Below are 16,896 nucleotides of genomic sequence, written 5' to 3'. Positions count from 1 at the left end.
AAAACATCGATACAAGATAGAAGCCAAAAATAGCGAATTAAAAAATGTATACGGTTATGATAAAGCAATTTCATACGGCATTACCAATATGCAAATGCAAGGTGCAATAGCAATATTCACAGTAAACTTAAAAAGAATTCTCAAATTAATGTAGAAAACGCAATCTGCTCAGGTATTTTGAAAAAACAACCTGTAAAAGCCAAAAACAAACTTATACAACCTCCAATAAAAAACAGTTGCAAAAAGAAAAACGCTCATAACGGATATTTAAAATCCCGTTACAAGCGTTTTTTTATTGACTAAAAACGGTACTAATCAAAATAGTCGATGTTTTTCAGTGCCCTCGTTTTACTTGGGTTATTTTTCCATTATAAACACTTGTTTATCGATGATGGCGACGCGATTGGTCACCAAGAAAAATAACATTGGGAACTTAATCAGCACTTGCAATACTTTGTTGAGCGGAAGTATCGACTATCTTTTGGGAAACATCGGTGCGATTTTAACCTATCCGATTTCATTTTTTGGAAATTATTTTGCCTTCCGAATTTGGAAAAAGAAACAATACTTGAATTCAATTGATGTTATCTTTTTTCGAAATATGGCAATTGGTTTACTGCTTTCGTTTGTATTGAATTACATTGCTTTCACCTCTTTCTCTGACAAAGCGATTGATTGGAAATTATTTTTCGCAATTGCCATTCCGGCTGGAATTAGTTTTGGAGGCACCTTTAATATAGGAAGAATGTATCCCGACAATTGGATTAACTGGCAAGTATATAATTTATTCAAAATCATACAAAATATAATGCTAATGAACATTGCCAACACCGCAAAATATGTGTTTTATATGTTCAATGCGATTTTGGGTTATATTACTTGGAAGGATGATAAGAAGATGCAGAATTAAATAAATTTCCATATTGAATATTTAAATTAAAACACATTACTTTCTAATTTTCATCTTTCATCATTTTATCATACTCTTGCGTCGTATAAAAATATTTGAACCCATTAAGAGAATTAATTTTCCACTTACCATTTTCTTTTTTTGCCTTTACTCTATAAGTGTGAGACATTTGTTTATCCCAAGTCCAGACAAAGTCGGCAATATGTTTATTTAATATTAAACTATCAATGGTTAATGTTTTCCAATAATTATCTGGATAATCTTGACAACCACACCAATCATTAGCTCCAGTTTCCCAAAGAGAAATTCCATCATTTCTATTTCTCCATTTTAAGTCAGCTTTCCTTATTGAAGAATCAATACTTTTAGCTATTTGGTTGTGTTTATTCAAGAATTCAACACTAAAAAAATTTGTCTTTTCGAAAATCTCAATATTGTTTCGATATTTATCCCAATCAATTCCAATAAATATACTGTCTTGTCCCTCTTGATATTCATATGGAAAATCTTCTAATTCATTATTCTCGTGCCAATTATAGACGTTTCTAATTAAGTTTGTTAATTCTGTACTATCAACATCTGATCGGTTAAGGATTGTGCTATCTTTTGTAGTTATGTTTTTTTTAGTATTTTCTTTACAACCAAAAAGGGTAATTATCATCAAAATTAAATAGGGAAAATTTAAAATCCTCATACACTTTTCTTCTAAATTATTACAACTTCCTAGTAGATTCTCTCTGACGCAATTCTGTTTTAATCACCACGGTTTGTGGTTGATAAAACTCGTCTTTTGTGTTTAGTTTGTGAATTAACAATTCCGCAGCTTTTGCTCCTATTTCTGGCGCGTGCTGACTTACAGTAGATAAACTCGGCGTTAATCGTCTTGACCAAACACCATCGGCAAAACCAATAATATTCAATTCTTCAGGAATTCTAATCCCTTTTTTAATAGCAAATTTCATTGCCATTGTTGAAGCATGTTCATCTAAAGCAAAAACAGCATCTACCTTTTTATTATTAAATAGTTCTTTTAGTTTCGAATCGAATAATTCTAAATTGCTTTCTATTATAATTAGGTTCTCATCATAATGAGTACCTGTATTTTCAAATGCCTTTTTAAAACCATCAACACGAAGCTTACCTACGCTTAAATTATCTATGGTAGAAACTAAAGCAATATTTTTGCTCCCTAATTGAAGCAAATGGTTAGTAGCTTCAATTGAAGATTCAAAATCATCAACAATTACTTTATCACAACTTACGGTATGTGCCACTCTATCAAACATTACAATAGGCGTTCCACTGTTTATAATATCTTTAAAATGTTGGTGTTCTTTTAAAGATTGAGTTTCTTCGGCAACAGCTACAATAAAACCGTCAATAGTGCCATTGTTTAGCATGTCCATTACTTGCATTTCTTTTTTATAAGATTCATTAGAAATACCCGTAATAACATTATACCCTTTTGATAAGGCTTCCTTTTCGATACCACTAAAAACTTTAGCAAAAAAAGGATTTAAAATATTTGGAATAATTACACCTATAGTATTAGTGCGTTGGTTTTTTAAATTTTTAGCAATACTATTAGGTTTGTAGTTTTGCAATTTAGCATACTCTTGAATTTTAATTTTAGTTGCTTCACTAATTTCTGGGCTATCACTTAAAGCTTTTGAAACAGTAGAAATAGATACTTCAAATTCTTTTGCTATTTGTTTTAAGGTGGCTTTTGCTTTCATACTAAAAATTTAAAAAAGTAAAAATAGTTTATTTATAATAAATTTTAAACAAAAAACAGGAATTAAAAATAAGGCCAATACGTTATTAATAATATTTTCATTCAGGTATTTGTAATTCTAATAAATAATTGTACTTTTGCACTCCCTTTATTGGGAATGGAATGTTTAATTTAAATTAATTATTGTGAACACATTAAGCTACAAAACAGTATCAGCCAACAAAGCAACTGCAGACAAGCAGTGGATTGTTGTGGACGCTGAAGGGCATAACTTAGGTCGTTTATCAACAAAAGTAGCAATGCTTTTAAGAGGTAAATACAAGCCAAGTTATACACCGCACGTTGATTGTGGAGATAACGTAATTGTTATCAACGCAGAAAAAATCAACCTTACTGGTAACAAGTTAGATGACAAAACGTACATCAGACACACAGGTTACCCAGGAGGTCAAAGAACTTTAACTGCTAAAGTAATGCAACAGAAAAACCCTGCATTATTAGTAGAAAAAGCTATCAAAGGAATGTTACCTAAAAATAAATTAGGTGCTGAATTATTCCGTAATTTAAATGTATATGTAGGTACTGAGCACAAACATGCTGCTCAAACACCTAAAACCGTTAACCTAAACGATCTTAAGTAATGGGAGTTATTCACAAAATCGGTAGAAGAAAATGCGCTGTTGCACGTGTTTATGTTTCAGAAGGAACAGGAAAAATCACTGTAAACAAAAGAGAATTCACTAACTACTTCCCAACTGCTACTTTACAGTACAAAGTTATGCAACCAATGTCTATGACAGAAAATGCTTCAAACTTTGACGTTAAAGTAAACGTATATGGTGGTGGTTCGACAGGACAAGCAGAAGCTGTGAGAATGGCTATTGCAAGAGCAATGTGTGAAGTTGAGGCTGAAAACAGAGCTATCCTTAAACCAGAAGGATTATTAACAAGAGATCCTAGAATGGTAGAACGTAAAAAATTCGGTCAGAAAAAAGCACGTAAGAGATTCCAATTCTCAAAACGTTAATATTCGATATTTATCAGAATATTTTTTCAGATACATTTTTACAATTAAAATTGAATTAAAAACAAAGTTGTCGATATTCCTTGTAAAAAGGGAATTAGTTTAGCATCTAAATGAAGCCAAAAGCCAAAAGCCAAACGGAACATTGCTAATCACGGAACGTAAACTATTACACAATGGCAAACAAAATTGACGTTAAAGAGTTATTAGAAGCAGGTGTACATTTCGGACACATGACTCGTAAATGGGATCCAAACATGGCTCCTTACATTTATATGGAGCGTAATGGTATTCATATCATTAACCTATATAAGACTGCAGCTAAAATTGAAGAAGCTAATGAAGCTTTGAAAAAAATTGCTGCATCTGGTAGAAAAGTATTATTCGTTGCTACCAAAAAACAAGCAAAAGATATCGTTGCTGAGAAAGCAGCTGCATGTAACATGCCTTACATCACTGAAAGATGGCCTGGTGGTATGTTAACTAACTTCGTAACTATCCGTAAAGCTGTTAAGAAAATGGCTTCTATTGATAGAATGAAGAAAGACGGTACTTTCATGACTTTATCTAAAAAAGAAAGATTACAAGTAGATCGTCTACGTGCTAAATTAGAGAAAAACTTAGGTTCTATTGCTGATATGTCTAGACTTCCAGCAGCTCTTTTTGTAGTAGATGTTAAAGCTGAGCATATTGCAATTAAAGAAGCACAAAAATTAAACATTCCAGTTTTCGCAATGGTAGATACGAATTCGGATCCACGTCCAATTGATTTCGTTATTCCTGCTAATGATGATGCTTCTAAATCTATTGATAAAGTTTTATCTTTAGTATCTGCTGCTTTAATCGAAGGTCTTTCTGATAGAAAAGTTGAAAAAGACGAATTACCAGCTAAAGAAGTAGAAGCTACTGAAGCTCCTGCTACTGAAACTGAAGCATAAATAAATTAAGTTCCAAGAATTAAATTCCAAATTCCAAACTTGTTCTAACTTTTGTTAGCAATTTAGTAAAATTGGAATTTGGGATTTTATACTTGGAATTTTTTACTTTTATAAACAACAAATAAAAAACATACAAAATGGCAAATATTACTGCTGCAGACGTAAATAAATTAAGAACTATCACTGGTGCTGGAATGATGGATTGCAAAAAAGCATTAGTGGAAGCAGAAGGAGATTTCGATTTAGCTATCGAAAACTTAAGAAAAAAAGGTCAAAAAGTAGCTGCTAACCGTTCAGATAGAGAATCTACTGAAGGTGCCGCTATTGCTGTTATCAACGCAGACAAAACAGCTGGTGTAGCAATTACATTAAACTGTGAAACTGACTTCGTAGGTAAAAACGAATCTTTCGTAAAATTAGCTACAGACTTAGCAAACCAAGCATTAAACTTCGCTACTAAAGAAGAATTATTAGCTTCTGATTTCGGTGGAATCACTGTTGCTGAGAAATTAATTGAGCAAACTGGAGTTATTGGAGAAAAAATTGAAGTAGGTTCTTTCGAAAGATTAGAAGGTGCTTTTGTTGGATCATACATCCACGCTGGTAAAATTGCTACTTTAGTTGCATTATCTGCTAATGTTGAAGGCGCTGAAGAAGCTGCTAAAAACGTTGCAATGCAAGCTGCTGCAATGAACCCAATTGCTTTAAATGAAGCTGGTGTTGATGCTGCAATCATTGAAAAAGAAATCGAAATTGCTAAAGAGCAATTAAGAGCTGAAGGTAAGCCAGAAGCTATGTTAGATAATATCTCTAAAGGTAAAATCCAACGTTTCTACAAAGACAATACTTTAGTAAACCAAGATTATATCAAAGATGGTTCTATGAGTGTTGCTGCTTACATTAAATCAGTAGAAGGTAACTTAACTGTTTCTGGATTCAAAAGAGTTGCTTTAGGATAATTTTCCTAAATCAAGTACATATAAAACTTCAATCTTCGGATTGGAGTTTTTTTTATGACAAAATTCAGCTACTTTTGAAAAAACAATTGCAATGTTTCAAAGAAAAAAAGACATTATCTACATAATATTAGCCGGTATCTTTATTACAAATGCTTTAGTTGCAGAATTAATTGGAGGGAAATTAATTTATGTAGGGAACACCGTAATGAGTTTAGGTATTTTGCCTTGGCCAATTGTTTTCATTACAACCGATTTAATAAACGAATATTTTGGCGAAAAAGGAGTAAAAAAATTATCTTTCATTACAGCAGGATTAATTGCTTATACTTTTTTTCTGTTATTGATAGGACTTCAAATTCCCGCAGTAACAGGAGAAGGCTTAATTTCTGACGAACAATTTAATGCGGTTTTTGGTCAAAGTATGTGGATTATAATTGGAAGCATCACTGCGTTTTTAGTTTCCCAATTAATTGATGTAACTATTTTCCATTTTGTAAAAAACAGAACTGGCAAAAAAATGATTTGGCTAAGAAGTACTGGCTCTACCGTGATTTCTCAATTATTTGATAGTTTTATTGTGTTAGGAATTGCCTTTTGGTTACCTGGAAAAATAAATGGGGAAACCTTTGTAGCCTCAGCTTTTACTGGTTATTTTGTTAAGCTAATAATTGCAATTGGCTTAACCCCGTTAATATATTTGGGTCACTATTTAATTGATAACTACTTAGGAACTGAAAAAAATGGAAACTAAACTAAGATGCGCTTGGTGCGAAAAAGACGATTTATACCGCAATTATCATGATAATGAATGGGGAAAACCGGTTTATGATGATGCAACTATTTTCGAATTTTTAATTTTAGAAACCTTTCAAGCAGGATTAAGTTGGTATACGGTTTTAGCAAAAAGAGAAAACTTCAGAAAAGCATTTGATAATTTTAACCTGAAGAAAATCGCGAATTATTCAGAAGATAAAATGGCAGAATTAGCGGAAGATGCTGGCATTATTCGAAACAAATTAAAAATCAAAGCAACGGTTACTAATGCGCAAGCTTTTATAAAAATACAGGAAGAATTTGGAAGTTTCTCTAAGTATATTTGGGAATTTGTAGATGGAAAACCCATAGATAACCAACCCAAAACCTTAAGTGAAGTAAAAGCAACTTCTCCTATTTCTGATGCTTTGAGCAACGATTTAAAAAAACACGGATTCAAATTTGTTGGATCTACCGTTGTATATGCACATATGCAAGCCACAGGAATGGTGAATGATCACATTATGGAATGTTTTACAAGAAAATAATTTAGAATTATTTTATGATGAAATATTTAGAATTTAGATTTACTAATAGTTTAGTAAAACATGATGAAAAGGAAAATTTATTTACAAATATTTTTTTCTATATATTAGAATTCATATTAAATAAAATAGTTCCTAAATCAAACCCTTTACAGGATAGCCTTATTGATAAAGTGGAATATTGGATGATAGAATTTGAAATTAAGAGTGGTGATCCTATCAGAGAAATTGGTTTGGATATAAATAAAAATGTTATTGTGAAATTTCCTTTTAAAAATGATTATGGTTATTGGCTAGACAATAATTTGACAATCAATGACTTTATAGCTAAATTTGAAACAAAAGAAATCAAACAAACAGATTTTGAGGAAAACTGGATGAAAATTTTCTAAAATTATGAGCAACTACCCACTTCACGGAAAAACCTTAAAAACCATTGTAGAACAATTAGTAGATTTTTACGGATTCGACACTTTAGCAGAACTTATTAATATCAACTGTTTTAAAGAAAATCCCTCGGTTAATTCAAGTTTAAAATTCTTAAGAAAAACGGATTGGGCAAGAAAAAAAGTGGAAGAATTGTATGTTAGAACTTTGCCGAAGTTAAAAGAATAATAAGATGAAGCAAGAAATAAGTGTCAATTATGCAATTAAAAGAGGGCAAATAATGGTAAATCTACCTGTATTTGTTGTCTTAATTGGATTTCCTTCATTATCCTGGTATTTATCTAATCAAAATATAATACCTGAGTGGGGAATATTAGTTGCTATAGGTTGTGGATTTGTTTTTGCATGGCTAATTTGGAGTTTTATGATTACTAAGTGGAGAATTTGGGCATTTAAAAATGTTAGAAATGTTCACGAATTAAAAAAAAGAGCTGTTCAGGCAAAACTAATTTGGAACGACAATCATATCTTCGAAAAAACAGAGATAAGAACAAAAAATGAAAAAATAAAACTAAAAAAAATCCAAGAGAAATTTGCATTTGAAGATGTCTACAAAGAGGACTATTCAGTTTCACCAGTAACAAAAATATATTACTCAAAATTTAATTATAGTTTTCAACTTTTTATTGCAATAATAGTAATATATGTAGGCGTTTACGTTATTTACAAAGGTAATACTGAATTAAAAAATTTAGTTTTAGGATTGATTTCGATTTCGATTGGGATTTATTATGGTTTTTTAGGGTTTAAAAAAGCATCATATAAAGAGCCTATTATCATTATTGATAACAAAGGAATTACTTCAAAAAACATAGGATTTAAAAAATGGTCACAAATAAGTAATGAAGAAGTAATCACAGAAGGTTCTGGAAAATCAGAAAAAACATATCTTTTCTTTTGGTATGATAATGATAAATATGAGCAAATCGGTATTGATGAACTTAACATCTCACATAGAAAACTTGAAAATCTACTAAGAACTTACAGAATAAGATTTAATAAAAGAACGATGTGATATTAAGATTTCAAAACCATCAAAAAATCTTCTCTTTCAATTTCTACGCAACCTAAACTTGCTAAATGATCATTGTAAACTTGACAATCTAACAAACGATAATTAGCCAATTCTAATTGTTTTGCTAAGGCGATAAAAGCCAATTTACTAGCATTAGACACTTTTGAAAACATGCTTTCGCCGCAAAAAATGTGACCCAAATCTACGCCATACAAACCACCTACTAATTCATCATCTTGCCAAACCTCAACACTTTTTGCAATACCTAATTCATGTAATTTACAATAGGCTTCAACCATATCATTGGTTATCCAAGTTCCTGGTTGATCTTTTCGAGAAATCTTTTTGCAATTCAGTATTACATCTCTAAAAGCAGTATTGAACGTAACTTTGAATTTTCTTTGATTGATGATGTTGCGCATGCTTTTCGAAATTTTCAAATCTTCAAAAAACAACACCATACGCTCAGGCGGACTCCACCACAAAATTGGCTCATCGTCATCAAACCAAGGAAATATACCCGAATTATAAGCCAATACGAGTCGTTCAGGCGACAAATCGCCACCTACTGCCACAATTCCATCGAAGGAAGCAGTTTCAGCTGGAGGAAAATATAATTCTTTGGTTAGAAAATACATTGTTCAAAAATCAAGTTCAATTACAATATCAAAAATTAAATACAAGTACAATTACAATATCAAATTTCAAGTTCAATAAAAAAGCCAGAAATTCAAGTATTGCTTAAACTTCTGACTTCTAAATTCTGACTTCTAACTTATTAAAAAGGTAAATCGTCGTGTTCTTCTTCTTTAAAGTTAGTTGCTGGTTCAAACGCTTCTGCCGCTGGCATTGGAGGCATTTGAGGAGCTGATGGAGCTTCAGCTTGCATTTTTTCAATTCTCCAACCTTGAATAGAATTGAAATATTTAGTTTCTCCTTGTGGATTAACCCATTCTCTTCCTCTTAAGTTGATTGAAACTTTTACTTGTTCTCCAACATTATAACTATTCAATAAATCGGTTTTATCTTGTGCAAACTCAATTAAAATATGTTGAGGATATTGCTCTTCAGTAGTAACTACTAGTTCTCTTTTTTTGAAAGATGCACTTACTTGTTGCACCGGATTAATTAATTTTACTCTTCCTAAAACTTCCATAATACTTAAATTTATTTTTTTGCTAATAACAATTTCCAAGCGTCTACAGCTCTTCCATTATCTACATACTCTTTTGCTTTTTGAAATTTTGTATCCATATCATCGGAACTTAAAACCGCTTTTACCTCAAAATTTTCTTTTACAAATATAGTAATTTCTTCTTCAGTTGGAATATTTTCTATGTTCCCTAATTTACCTAAATCGTTTCCATTAAAATAAGTACTTTCCTTAATAAAATTTGGAATCATATCTACTCCTACTCCTAAAGTTGTCAGTGGCTTTTCTACTTCGAACATTCCTACATTTGAACGACTATACCAATTGCCTCCCATACGGGCAACTAAATCAATTTTATGTTGATCAATCATACCCGATGCATCCAAAACAGCTTCATTGATGTGAATTTTTACCACTTCACATATCACTAAATTTCCAGCTCCACCTTGGTCACCTAAAGCAATCACATCGTTAATTTTACATTCAAATTGCACCGGACTTTCGGCCACACGAAATGGTTTTACTTTATCCGATTTTAGCATCGTAAATCCGGCCTTTTCAAACTCATTTACACCATCTGGATATTCTGTGCTTGATAACGACATTTGTTGTACGATATCATAATTTACTACATTAATTACCACTTCTTTCGTGTTTTGAGCATTAATTAAAGTGTGTTTTGTAGTATTATCTCGAACACGTCTTGCGGGTGAAAAAATTAAAATGGGAGGATTTGCACTAAATACGTTAAAAAAACTAAATGGAGATAAATTTGGATTTCCATTACTGTCCATAGTACTTGCAAATGCTATAGGTCTTGGTGCAACTGCACTTTGTAAATATCCTTGTAATTTTGCTGGAGTTATTTCTTTTGGATCGATGCTTAACATACTGATACTTTTTTTACAAAGATAATAAACAATTGCAATGTCAAGTTCAAAAATCAACTTCAATGTCAACTTCAATGTCAACTTCAATTTCAAGTTCAAAAATCAATTTCAAGTTCAACTTCAAAAGAATTTTAACCTTTCCGAAATCAAAAATCTTTAATAATCAATCATCATTCAAAGAATTAAATGTTTTTAGTATTTTTACATCAAATCTAGATACATGCAGTTTTCAGAAAGGCGAAATCTTACCCGTTGGTTTATTATAGTAGCTTCCTTTTTCATAGTAGTACTAATACTTTGGAACACCTACAATTTTTTTCAAATTTTTAAGAATGAAGAACGTGCTAAAATGGAATTTTGGTCGAGTGCTTTAACTACTGTAGCTAACGCAAATGAAAATTCTGACTTAGATTTACCTTTTGAAATCATTAGTAAAAATACTACAATTCCTATTTTTATTACCGATAACAAAGAAAGAATAATTGATCATAATAATATTGACGAAGAAATAGCGAAAGACAGTATTGCGTTAAAAAAATATTTTAATTCAATAAAAAATGACAATCAGCCCATTAAAATGGAGCGTTCTAAAAATAAATACCAATTGGTTTATTATGGAGATTCGCCTTTATTAAATAAATTAAAATATTATCCAATTGCTTTATTATTGATTATTATATTATTTGGCGCGGTTGTTTATAACTTTTACAAGGCGACCAAAATGTCAACTCAAAATAAACTTTGGGCAGGAATGGCTAAAGAAACAGCGCATCAAATTGGAACACCCTTATCTTCATTAATTGGTTGGTTAGAAATTTTAAAATTAGAAAATGTAGACGAGAGTACTGTTCAAGAAATAGAAAAAGACATTAACCGATTACAAACCATAACAGATCGTTTTTCAAAAATTGGAAGCGAGCCGGTTTTAGAGAACAGAGATATTATTGAAGATACCAAAACTACGGTTGAATACTTGAAATCGAGAGTTTCTAAGCAAGTTGTTTTTAGTTTTTCGGCTCCAGATTATCCTATTTATGCCGCTATAAACCCTGCTTTGCATAGCTGGACAATTGAAAATTTAGTTAAGAATGCTATTGATGCCATGAAAGGGAAAGGAAGTTTAAATATTACCATTTCGGAACTTGAAGATATCGTAAAAATTAAAATTACCGACACAGGAAAAGGGATTCCTAAAAATCAGTTTTCGAAAGTTTTTGAACCCGGATTTACCACAAAAAAACGTGGTTGGGGATTAGGGCTATCGCTTACCAAACGAATTGTACAAGAATATCACAAAGGAAAAATTAGAGTAATACACTCTGAAATAGGAAAGGGAACAACTATGCAAATGAGTTTTAAGAAATCGACAACTATTTAATTAGCTTTCCAGACCAAATTACTTTATTTACCATTTTTTTTCGGTCTTTTTTGCTTTTGGATATGTAGTCTTTAACAAAATTATATTGTTCCTGCGATTGTTTTACAGATTCGGCAATTGACGACTTTAACTCATTAAAATTTGCCGCATTTTCTTTACCAACACTACTTATTAAAGAAACTTCTTTTTGAATATTTTCTAATTTATCAGTTGGAGTTTTAATCATTTCTAACAGAATTGCATCAGAAAAAAAGGGAGTAAAACCTTTGTTTCGGTAAATTATAAAATCATTTAGCAAAACAATTGCCACATTATAATCTTCTATTATTTCATTGAATTTTTCGATGTTTTTATTATATCTAGAAACATTAAAAACATTTTTCATGTAAGTATATTGTTCTAGAATTAAATCATTTATTATTTCATTTTCCTGAATTCGTTCTGAACTTTCAAATGCCTTATCAATTTCAGATAATTTTAAATATTTATCAATTTCAACTTGGTAATCATAATTTCTTTTGGGTTTGTTTTCATACGCTTTCCCATTATAAAATTCACGGTTTGAAATTGGCTCTTGAGTAAATTGCCATAAATAATCAAACGGCATATGTGAAATAATTGCTATAGAAGGCAGCATTTTGAAATGTTTTGAAATTATATTTCGAACAAATTGTTGATTTTTAACATAACCCGCATCCCAAGTAGGATCAAAAACATACCATTTACCATCTTTCATTTTAATGGCACACCAAGCATGAGAAAGATTACCTATTTGATTGTTTAATTTAGTATATCCAGTAATAATTTGGCATTGAAATCCTAATTGATCCACAATCGATTTAAAATATTTGGCATAATGAATACAAACGCCTTTTTTAGTTTCAATTGTTTTAGAAACAAAATCTTCATCGCTACTAAATAATTCTGTAGAAAAATTATAATTTACATCATAGGAAATAGTAGAAATTACATGAAAATAAGCTGCTTTAATTTGCAACTCTTCCCCTTTAAAACTAAGTTTAATATAGTTTGCAATTTCTTTAGTAGATTTTGATTGTTCTACTGAAATTAAACGCATTTGCTTTTCAACCAAAGAGTAACTATTCTTTACTTGTGCAAAAATAATTGACTGAAAAAAAAATAATAGGTAAAATTGATATTTCATGTTTTAATGAAAAAAAAACACCTATTGGTGTTTTCTTATTATAAATTCATTGTTATCTGACTAGCTAACTCTTGAAATTCTTCTGGCAACAAAGTTGTTTTACGTTGAAAACGCATATCGTCCATGTCTTGAAGCGGAATTAAATGTACATGCACATGTGGCACTTCTAACCCTACAACTGCAACACCAATTCTTTTGCATTCAACTGATTTTTCTAAAGCCTTTGCTACTTTTCTTGAAAACTTCATTAATCCTAAATAAAGTTCTTCTTCCATGTCAAAGATTTTATTAATCTCTTTTTTTGGAATACACAAAGTGTGGCCTTTTGCATTTGGATTCACATCTAAAAACGCTAAATAATTTTCATCCTCAGCGATTTTATAACATGGAATTTCTCCGTTTACTATTTTAGTGAAAATACTTGCCATTTTTAAACGTATTATTAGTCTCTTGTAATTTCTAAAACATCAAATTTTAAAACGCCATTTGGAACGATTATTTCTGCTACTTCTCCAACAGATTTTCCTAGTAACCCTTTACCAATAGGAGAGGTTACAGAAATTTTTCCTGTTTTTAAATCGGCTTCACTTTCTGCTACTAATGTGTATTTCATTTCCATACCATTAGCTTGGTTTTTAATTTTAACTGTAGATAATACAAGTGCTTTTGATAAATCCAATTGTGATTCATCAATTAAACGTGCATTAGCAACAACCTCTTCCATTTTCGAAATTCTCATTTCTAATAATCCTTGCGCTTCTTTAGCAGCATCATATTCTGCATTTTCAGACAAATCACCTTTGTCTCTTGCTTCTGCAATTGCTTGTGATGCTTTTGGGCGCTCTATACTTTTAAGTTGATCTAATTCGTCTCTTAATTTTTTTAATCCTTCTGCTGTGTAATAAGATACTGTACTCATAACTTCATCGTTTATAAAATAGAAAGAATCCCACCTACATGGGATTCCTTTTCACAAAGATAGTAATTTATTTTTAATATTAATTTATGACTTTACATAATGTATCTCAAAAGTAATTAATTAAATTTGTTTAACTTTTTTTAAGAAAAAAAATGAAAAAATACTTAATACTTCTTTTACTACCCTTTTTATTTAGTTGCGAAAAAGATAATTTTAGCAACAACAATCCGTATTTACCAAATTATAGTTTTAATGTAAATATAAACATGAATTTACCACAATTTAGTAATTTACAATTTCCAAGCAATGCCGTTTATATAAATAATGGAAGTGCTGGAGTAAGAGGGATTATTGTTTTTAATACCGGCGGTAGTTATGTAGCATTTGATGCTGCTTGCCCTAATCAGGCATTAAGCAGCTGTTCTACCATGACTTTAACTGGTATAAACGCCGTTTGTGCTTGCGATGGCGCTTCTTACAGCTTATTTACGGGTCAGGCTGCTGGAATGCAATATCCAATGAAGCAATATCGAGTAGAACAATTAGATGCTTTATCGTTACGAGTTTATAACTAAGAAAAAGCCTGAAAGTAATATTCTTTCAGGCTTTTTGTTTTTACTAAAATTTCAAGTTTAAACCTAAAATGAAATTAATTCCTGCTTGTGGAAAATATCCTGCTCCTTCAATTGTTGTAATATTTCCTGGACTACTCCAATCGTCATCATAAGTATAGAAATAACCATTGGATTCGTATTCTAAATCAAAAATATTGTTTACCAATCCTGATAAAACTATTGATTTGATGGATTTATTTATCTTCCATTCGTAATTAATATTTAAATCATTGACAAAATAAGCCTCCAATTTAGATCGTTTTGAATCGATATTCCCCATGTATTGTTCACTTACAAATTTGGACAAAAGCGAAATTTGAAAATCCTTAATTGGCAAAAAAGTCAATCGATTTCCAACGATTAAATTTGGCGAAAAAGCAATATCTGTATTGCCTAAATTTTGTAAAACCCCATCACGTTGAAAATAGAAATCTTGGTTTTTATTTTGACTCAGAGTTACATTTGGATTCAAAATTAATTTATCAGCAATTGCTATTGTTGACTCAACTTCTAATCCTACTCTATAACTTTTTCCACTGTTAGTAAAAATTGGAGAACCCACATCGTTTAATGCACCTGTTAAAACCAATTGGTCTTTGTAATTCATATAAAAAGCATTGGCACTAATTTTTACTTTTTGAGTATTGTATTTCCAACCTAATTCATAATCTATTAAACGTTCTGGTTTCACGCTTCCGCTTTCATAATCATCGCGTCTTGGTTCTTTATTGGCAACTCCTAAAAAGCCATAAAAGGAATTTTTAGTGTCTAATTGATAGTTCACCCCAGCTTTTGGATTAAAAAAACGAAAAGTATCATTCACATCCGAAAACTTAACACTTGTTGCTTCATAAAACACCATTCGGTATTGTAAATCGGCAAATAAATTCAGATGGCTTGTAATATTGTAAGATGCTTTTGTGTAGAAATTGACATCATCTTTATTTCCAAAATTATCATAGTAACGATTAGGATTTGGAACATAATTTTGAGTCCAAACAACTTCCCCAAAGTGTTTTCCTAAATAACGATTGGCCGCTCCACCAAATAACAAATCCGTTTTTGGTGTTCGATAATTTAATGAAAAAGTTGCCCCAAAAAAATCGTTATCTAACCATCGCTTTCTGACTAAATCTGAAATCGAATTCCCATTAAAATCAGGTAAATTGTAATCGGTTAAATCTTCATCTTCTTTGTATTGTTCAAAATAACCTTTTCCAATCGTGTAATGCAATGCTGCGTTTGAAATCCATTTTTCAGACCACTTTTCTGTCCAATGCAATTGAAAATGATTTTGCCAATAATTATCGGTTTCATTATCATAGAATTGCACATTTCCAAATTCATCTGTATACATTCCTGCTGGATTGAATGTACGGTCATTTTTTAATTTTTCTGTGTCTTCAATTCCGTACCACGCTTGATAGGTTTTTTGTTTCCCTCCAAAAGCTAAAAATTTCACTTGTGATTGCTCAGTAATATAATTGGTGTTAAAAAAGTAACCAAACATATTTGATGTTGCTCTATCAATAAATCCATCCGAAGCTACATTAGAAATACGTGCATTCATTTCAAAATTGTTATGCAAACCTGTTCCAAAAGCTATTGTATGTTTTCGAGTGGCAAAACTACCTACCGAATTTGAAACCTCAGCATAAGCTTTTTCTTGAAACGATTTGGTTTGCATATTTAAACTCGCACCAAAAGCTCCAGCTCCGTTTGTTGAAGTTCCTACCCCTCGCTGTAGCTGAACACTTTCTAAAGAAGAAGCAAAATCGGGTAAATTCACAAAAAAGGTTCCTTGACTTTCACTATCGTTAAAGGGAACTCCGTTTAAAGTAACATTGATACGAGAACCATCAGCACCACGAACTCTCATATAAGTATAACCTAGACCATTTCCAGCATCGGTTGTACTAACTACAGATGGCAAATATTGCAACAATACAGGCACATCTTGACCTAAATTTCTTGGCGCAATATCTTCTTTTGAAAGATTTGTATAAGTGATTGGATTTTTATCTTTTGCTCTTACAGAAGAAACTGTAACTTCTTTTAGTTCAGTTGTTTTTAAACTGTCTTTAGGTTTTTCTTGTGAAAAAGAAAAAAGAGAAAAGAAAATAAAAAATAGACTTAAATAAGCCTTTGTACTTTGTACTTTGTACCTTGTACTTTGTTTTAGTAAAGTTTTCATTCGTAAAATAAATACGAATAAAAGGGGCAATTACTCTTGGTTAAAAATTAAATTTGATACTCTTCAACGCCAATAAACGTGCACTTTTATTTTTGTCGATTCCCTAAACAGCATTATCTGTTCTAGGTTCTATGGGTATGATCTCAGCTCGTTATTTAGAGCACCCCTTTGAGACGGGGCAAAGATAAAGCAATATCAATTACAATTGCAATACAAAAACTCAATTTATTTCATTTTTATTGATCTTGACTTTTGAA

The 16,896-nt window shown here is 31.1% G+C and carries 21 protein-coding genes, 1 pseudogene and 1 riboswitch; of the genes and pseudogenes, 13 read left to right on the top strand and 9 right to left on the bottom strand.

Annotated elements, in window-relative coordinates; translation table 11 throughout:
* Nucleotides 1-154, top strand: a pseudogene (locus GFJ99_RS02565) (IS5/IS1182 family transposase); the annotation flags it as partial.
* Between the two features lie 183 nt (nt 155-337).
* Nucleotides 338-910 (top strand): nicotinamide mononucleotide transporter family protein, encoded by a 573-nt coding sequence (locus GFJ99_RS02560; protein ID WP_370454284.1) that lies wholly within the window; start codon nt 338-340, stop codon nt 908-910.
* Nucleotides 911-953: 43 nt separating this feature from the next.
* Here GFJ99_RS02560 and GFJ99_RS02555 read toward each other — a convergent pair whose 3' ends face one another.
* On the bottom strand, nt 954-1,571 hold the full coding sequence (locus GFJ99_RS02555; protein ID WP_153213608.1) for a hypothetical protein: 618 nt from the start codon (nt 1,569-1,571) through the stop codon (nt 954-956).
* A 52-nt stretch (nt 1,572-1,623) separates the two neighbouring features.
* Nucleotides 1,624-2,646, bottom strand: coding sequence for a LacI family DNA-binding transcriptional regulator (locus tag GFJ99_RS02550; protein ID WP_153207402.1), 1,023 nt, complete (start codon nt 2,644-2,646; stop codon nt 1,624-1,626).
* Between the two features lie 184 nt (nt 2,647-2,830).
* Here GFJ99_RS02550 and rplM point away from each other — a divergent pair, with 184 nt between their 5' ends.
* From rplM to GFJ99_RS02505, 9 genes are all read left to right on the top strand, one after another.
* Entirely contained in the window at nt 2,831-3,286 is a 456-nt protein-coding gene (gene rplM, locus GFJ99_RS02545; protein WP_008256017.1) for a 50S ribosomal protein L13, read from the top strand.
* Entirely contained in the window at nt 3,286-3,672 is a 387-nt protein-coding gene (gene rpsI, locus GFJ99_RS02540) for a 30S ribosomal protein S9 (RefSeq protein ID WP_008256015.1), read from the top strand. The genes rplM and rpsI overlap by 1 nt, the downstream gene beginning before the upstream one ends.
* A gap of 173 nt (nt 3,673-3,845) precedes the next feature.
* The gene (rpsB, locus tag GFJ99_RS02535) at nt 3,846-4,607 is read left to right on the top strand and encodes a 30S ribosomal protein S2 (RefSeq protein ID WP_008256012.1); all 762 of its coding nucleotides are present in this window, start codon (nt 3,846-3,848) and stop codon (nt 4,605-4,607) included.
* 137 nt (nt 4,608-4,744) lie between these two features.
* Nucleotides 4,745-5,566, top strand: a complete 822-nt coding sequence (gene tsf, locus GFJ99_RS02530) for a translation elongation factor Ts (RefSeq protein ID WP_008256011.1) — start codon at nt 4,745-4,747, stop codon at nt 5,564-5,566.
* A 91-nt stretch (nt 5,567-5,657) separates the two neighbouring features.
* Nucleotides 5,658-6,317 carry a queuosine precursor transporter gene (locus tag GFJ99_RS02525; RefSeq protein ID WP_153207401.1) on the top strand — a complete coding sequence of 220 codons (660 nt, stop codon included), beginning with the start codon at nt 5,658-5,660 and terminating at the stop codon, nt 6,315-6,317.
* Nucleotides 6,307-6,867, top strand: a complete 561-nt coding sequence (locus GFJ99_RS02520) for a DNA-3-methyladenine glycosylase I (RefSeq protein WP_153207400.1) — start codon at nt 6,307-6,309, stop codon at nt 6,865-6,867. The genes GFJ99_RS02525 and GFJ99_RS02520 overlap by 11 nt, the downstream gene beginning before the upstream one ends.
* Before the next feature lie 17 nt (nt 6,868-6,884).
* Entirely contained in the window at nt 6,885-7,256 is a 372-nt protein-coding gene (locus GFJ99_RS02515) for a hypothetical protein (RefSeq protein ID WP_153207399.1), read from the top strand.
* Between the two features lie 4 nt (nt 7,257-7,260).
* Entirely contained in the window at nt 7,261-7,479 is a 219-nt protein-coding gene (locus tag GFJ99_RS02510) for a VF530 family DNA-binding protein (protein ID WP_153207398.1), read from the top strand.
* 4 nt (nt 7,480-7,483) lie between these two features.
* Nucleotides 7,484-8,326: a hypothetical protein gene (locus GFJ99_RS02505; protein WP_153207397.1), complete on the top strand. Its 843-nt coding sequence runs from the start codon at nt 7,484-7,486 to the stop codon at nt 8,324-8,326.
* Between the two features lie 2 nt (nt 8,327-8,328).
* Here GFJ99_RS02505 and aat read toward each other — a convergent pair whose 3' ends face one another.
* The 3 genes from aat to GFJ99_RS02490 form a co-directional block, all read right to left on the bottom strand.
* Nucleotides 8,329-8,964: a leucyl/phenylalanyl-tRNA--protein transferase gene (gene aat, locus GFJ99_RS02500; RefSeq protein WP_153207396.1), complete on the bottom strand. Its 636-nt coding sequence runs from the start codon at nt 8,962-8,964 to the stop codon at nt 8,329-8,331.
* 140 nt (nt 8,965-9,104) lie between these two features.
* On the bottom strand, nt 9,105-9,482 hold the full coding sequence (locus GFJ99_RS02495) for a DUF3127 domain-containing protein (RefSeq protein WP_040470691.1): 378 nt from the start codon (nt 9,480-9,482) through the stop codon (nt 9,105-9,107).
* Nucleotides 9,483-9,493: 11 nt separating this feature from the next.
* On the bottom strand, nt 9,494-10,369 hold the full coding sequence (locus tag GFJ99_RS02490) for a flavin reductase family protein (protein ID WP_153207395.1): 876 nt from the start codon (nt 10,367-10,369) through the stop codon (nt 9,494-9,496).
* Between the two features lie 220 nt (nt 10,370-10,589).
* Between GFJ99_RS02490 and GFJ99_RS02485 the strand changes: the two genes are divergently transcribed.
* The gene (locus tag GFJ99_RS02485; RefSeq protein WP_153207394.1) at nt 10,590-11,747 is read left to right on the top strand and encodes a PAS domain-containing sensor histidine kinase; all 1,158 of its coding nucleotides are present in this window, start codon (nt 10,590-10,592) and stop codon (nt 11,745-11,747) included.
* Here GFJ99_RS02485 and GFJ99_RS02480 read toward each other — a convergent pair.
* The 3 genes from GFJ99_RS02480 to greA are packed head-to-tail and all read right to left on the bottom strand — an operon-like array spanning nt 11,740 to nt 13,831.
* Entirely contained in the window at nt 11,740-12,912 is a 1,173-nt protein-coding gene (locus GFJ99_RS02480) for a transglutaminase domain-containing protein (RefSeq protein WP_153207393.1), read from the bottom strand. The two genes, GFJ99_RS02485 and GFJ99_RS02480, sit on opposite strands and share 8 nt — an antisense overlap.
* Nucleotides 12,913-12,950: 38 nt before the next feature.
* On the bottom strand, nt 12,951-13,340 hold the full coding sequence (locus tag GFJ99_RS02475) for an HIT family protein (RefSeq protein WP_008255988.1): 390 nt from the start codon (nt 13,338-13,340) through the stop codon (nt 12,951-12,953).
* Between the two features lie 14 nt (nt 13,341-13,354).
* A complete protein-coding gene (gene greA / locus GFJ99_RS02470; protein ID WP_008255985.1) occupies nt 13,355-13,831 on the bottom strand; it encodes a transcription elongation factor GreA in 477 nt (158 codons plus the stop codon).
* A 152-nt stretch (nt 13,832-13,983) separates the two neighbouring features.
* Between greA and GFJ99_RS02465 the strand changes: the two genes are divergently transcribed.
* Nucleotides 13,984-14,406, top strand: coding sequence for a hypothetical protein (locus GFJ99_RS02465; protein ID WP_008255984.1), 423 nt, complete (start codon nt 13,984-13,986; stop codon nt 14,404-14,406).
* Nucleotides 14,407-14,449: 43 nt separating this feature from the next.
* On the opposite strand, the gene GFJ99_RS02460 is transcribed toward GFJ99_RS02465, so the two are convergent.
* Nucleotides 14,450-16,639 (bottom strand): TonB-dependent receptor, encoded by a 2,190-nt coding sequence (locus GFJ99_RS02460; protein WP_153207392.1) that lies wholly within the window; start codon nt 16,637-16,639, stop codon nt 14,450-14,452.
* 82 nt (nt 16,640-16,721) lie between these two features.
* A riboswitch (TPP riboswitch) is annotated at nt 16,722-16,817 on the bottom strand.
* Between the last annotated feature and the right edge of the window lie 79 nt (nt 16,818-16,896).

It is taken from the genome of Flavobacterium sp. LMO6, from assembly GCF_009495795.1.
Lineage (GTDB): Bacteria > Bacteroidota > Bacteroidia > Flavobacteriales > Flavobacteriaceae > Flavobacterium.
This window is presented reverse-complemented; position numbering and strand designations above follow the sequence as displayed.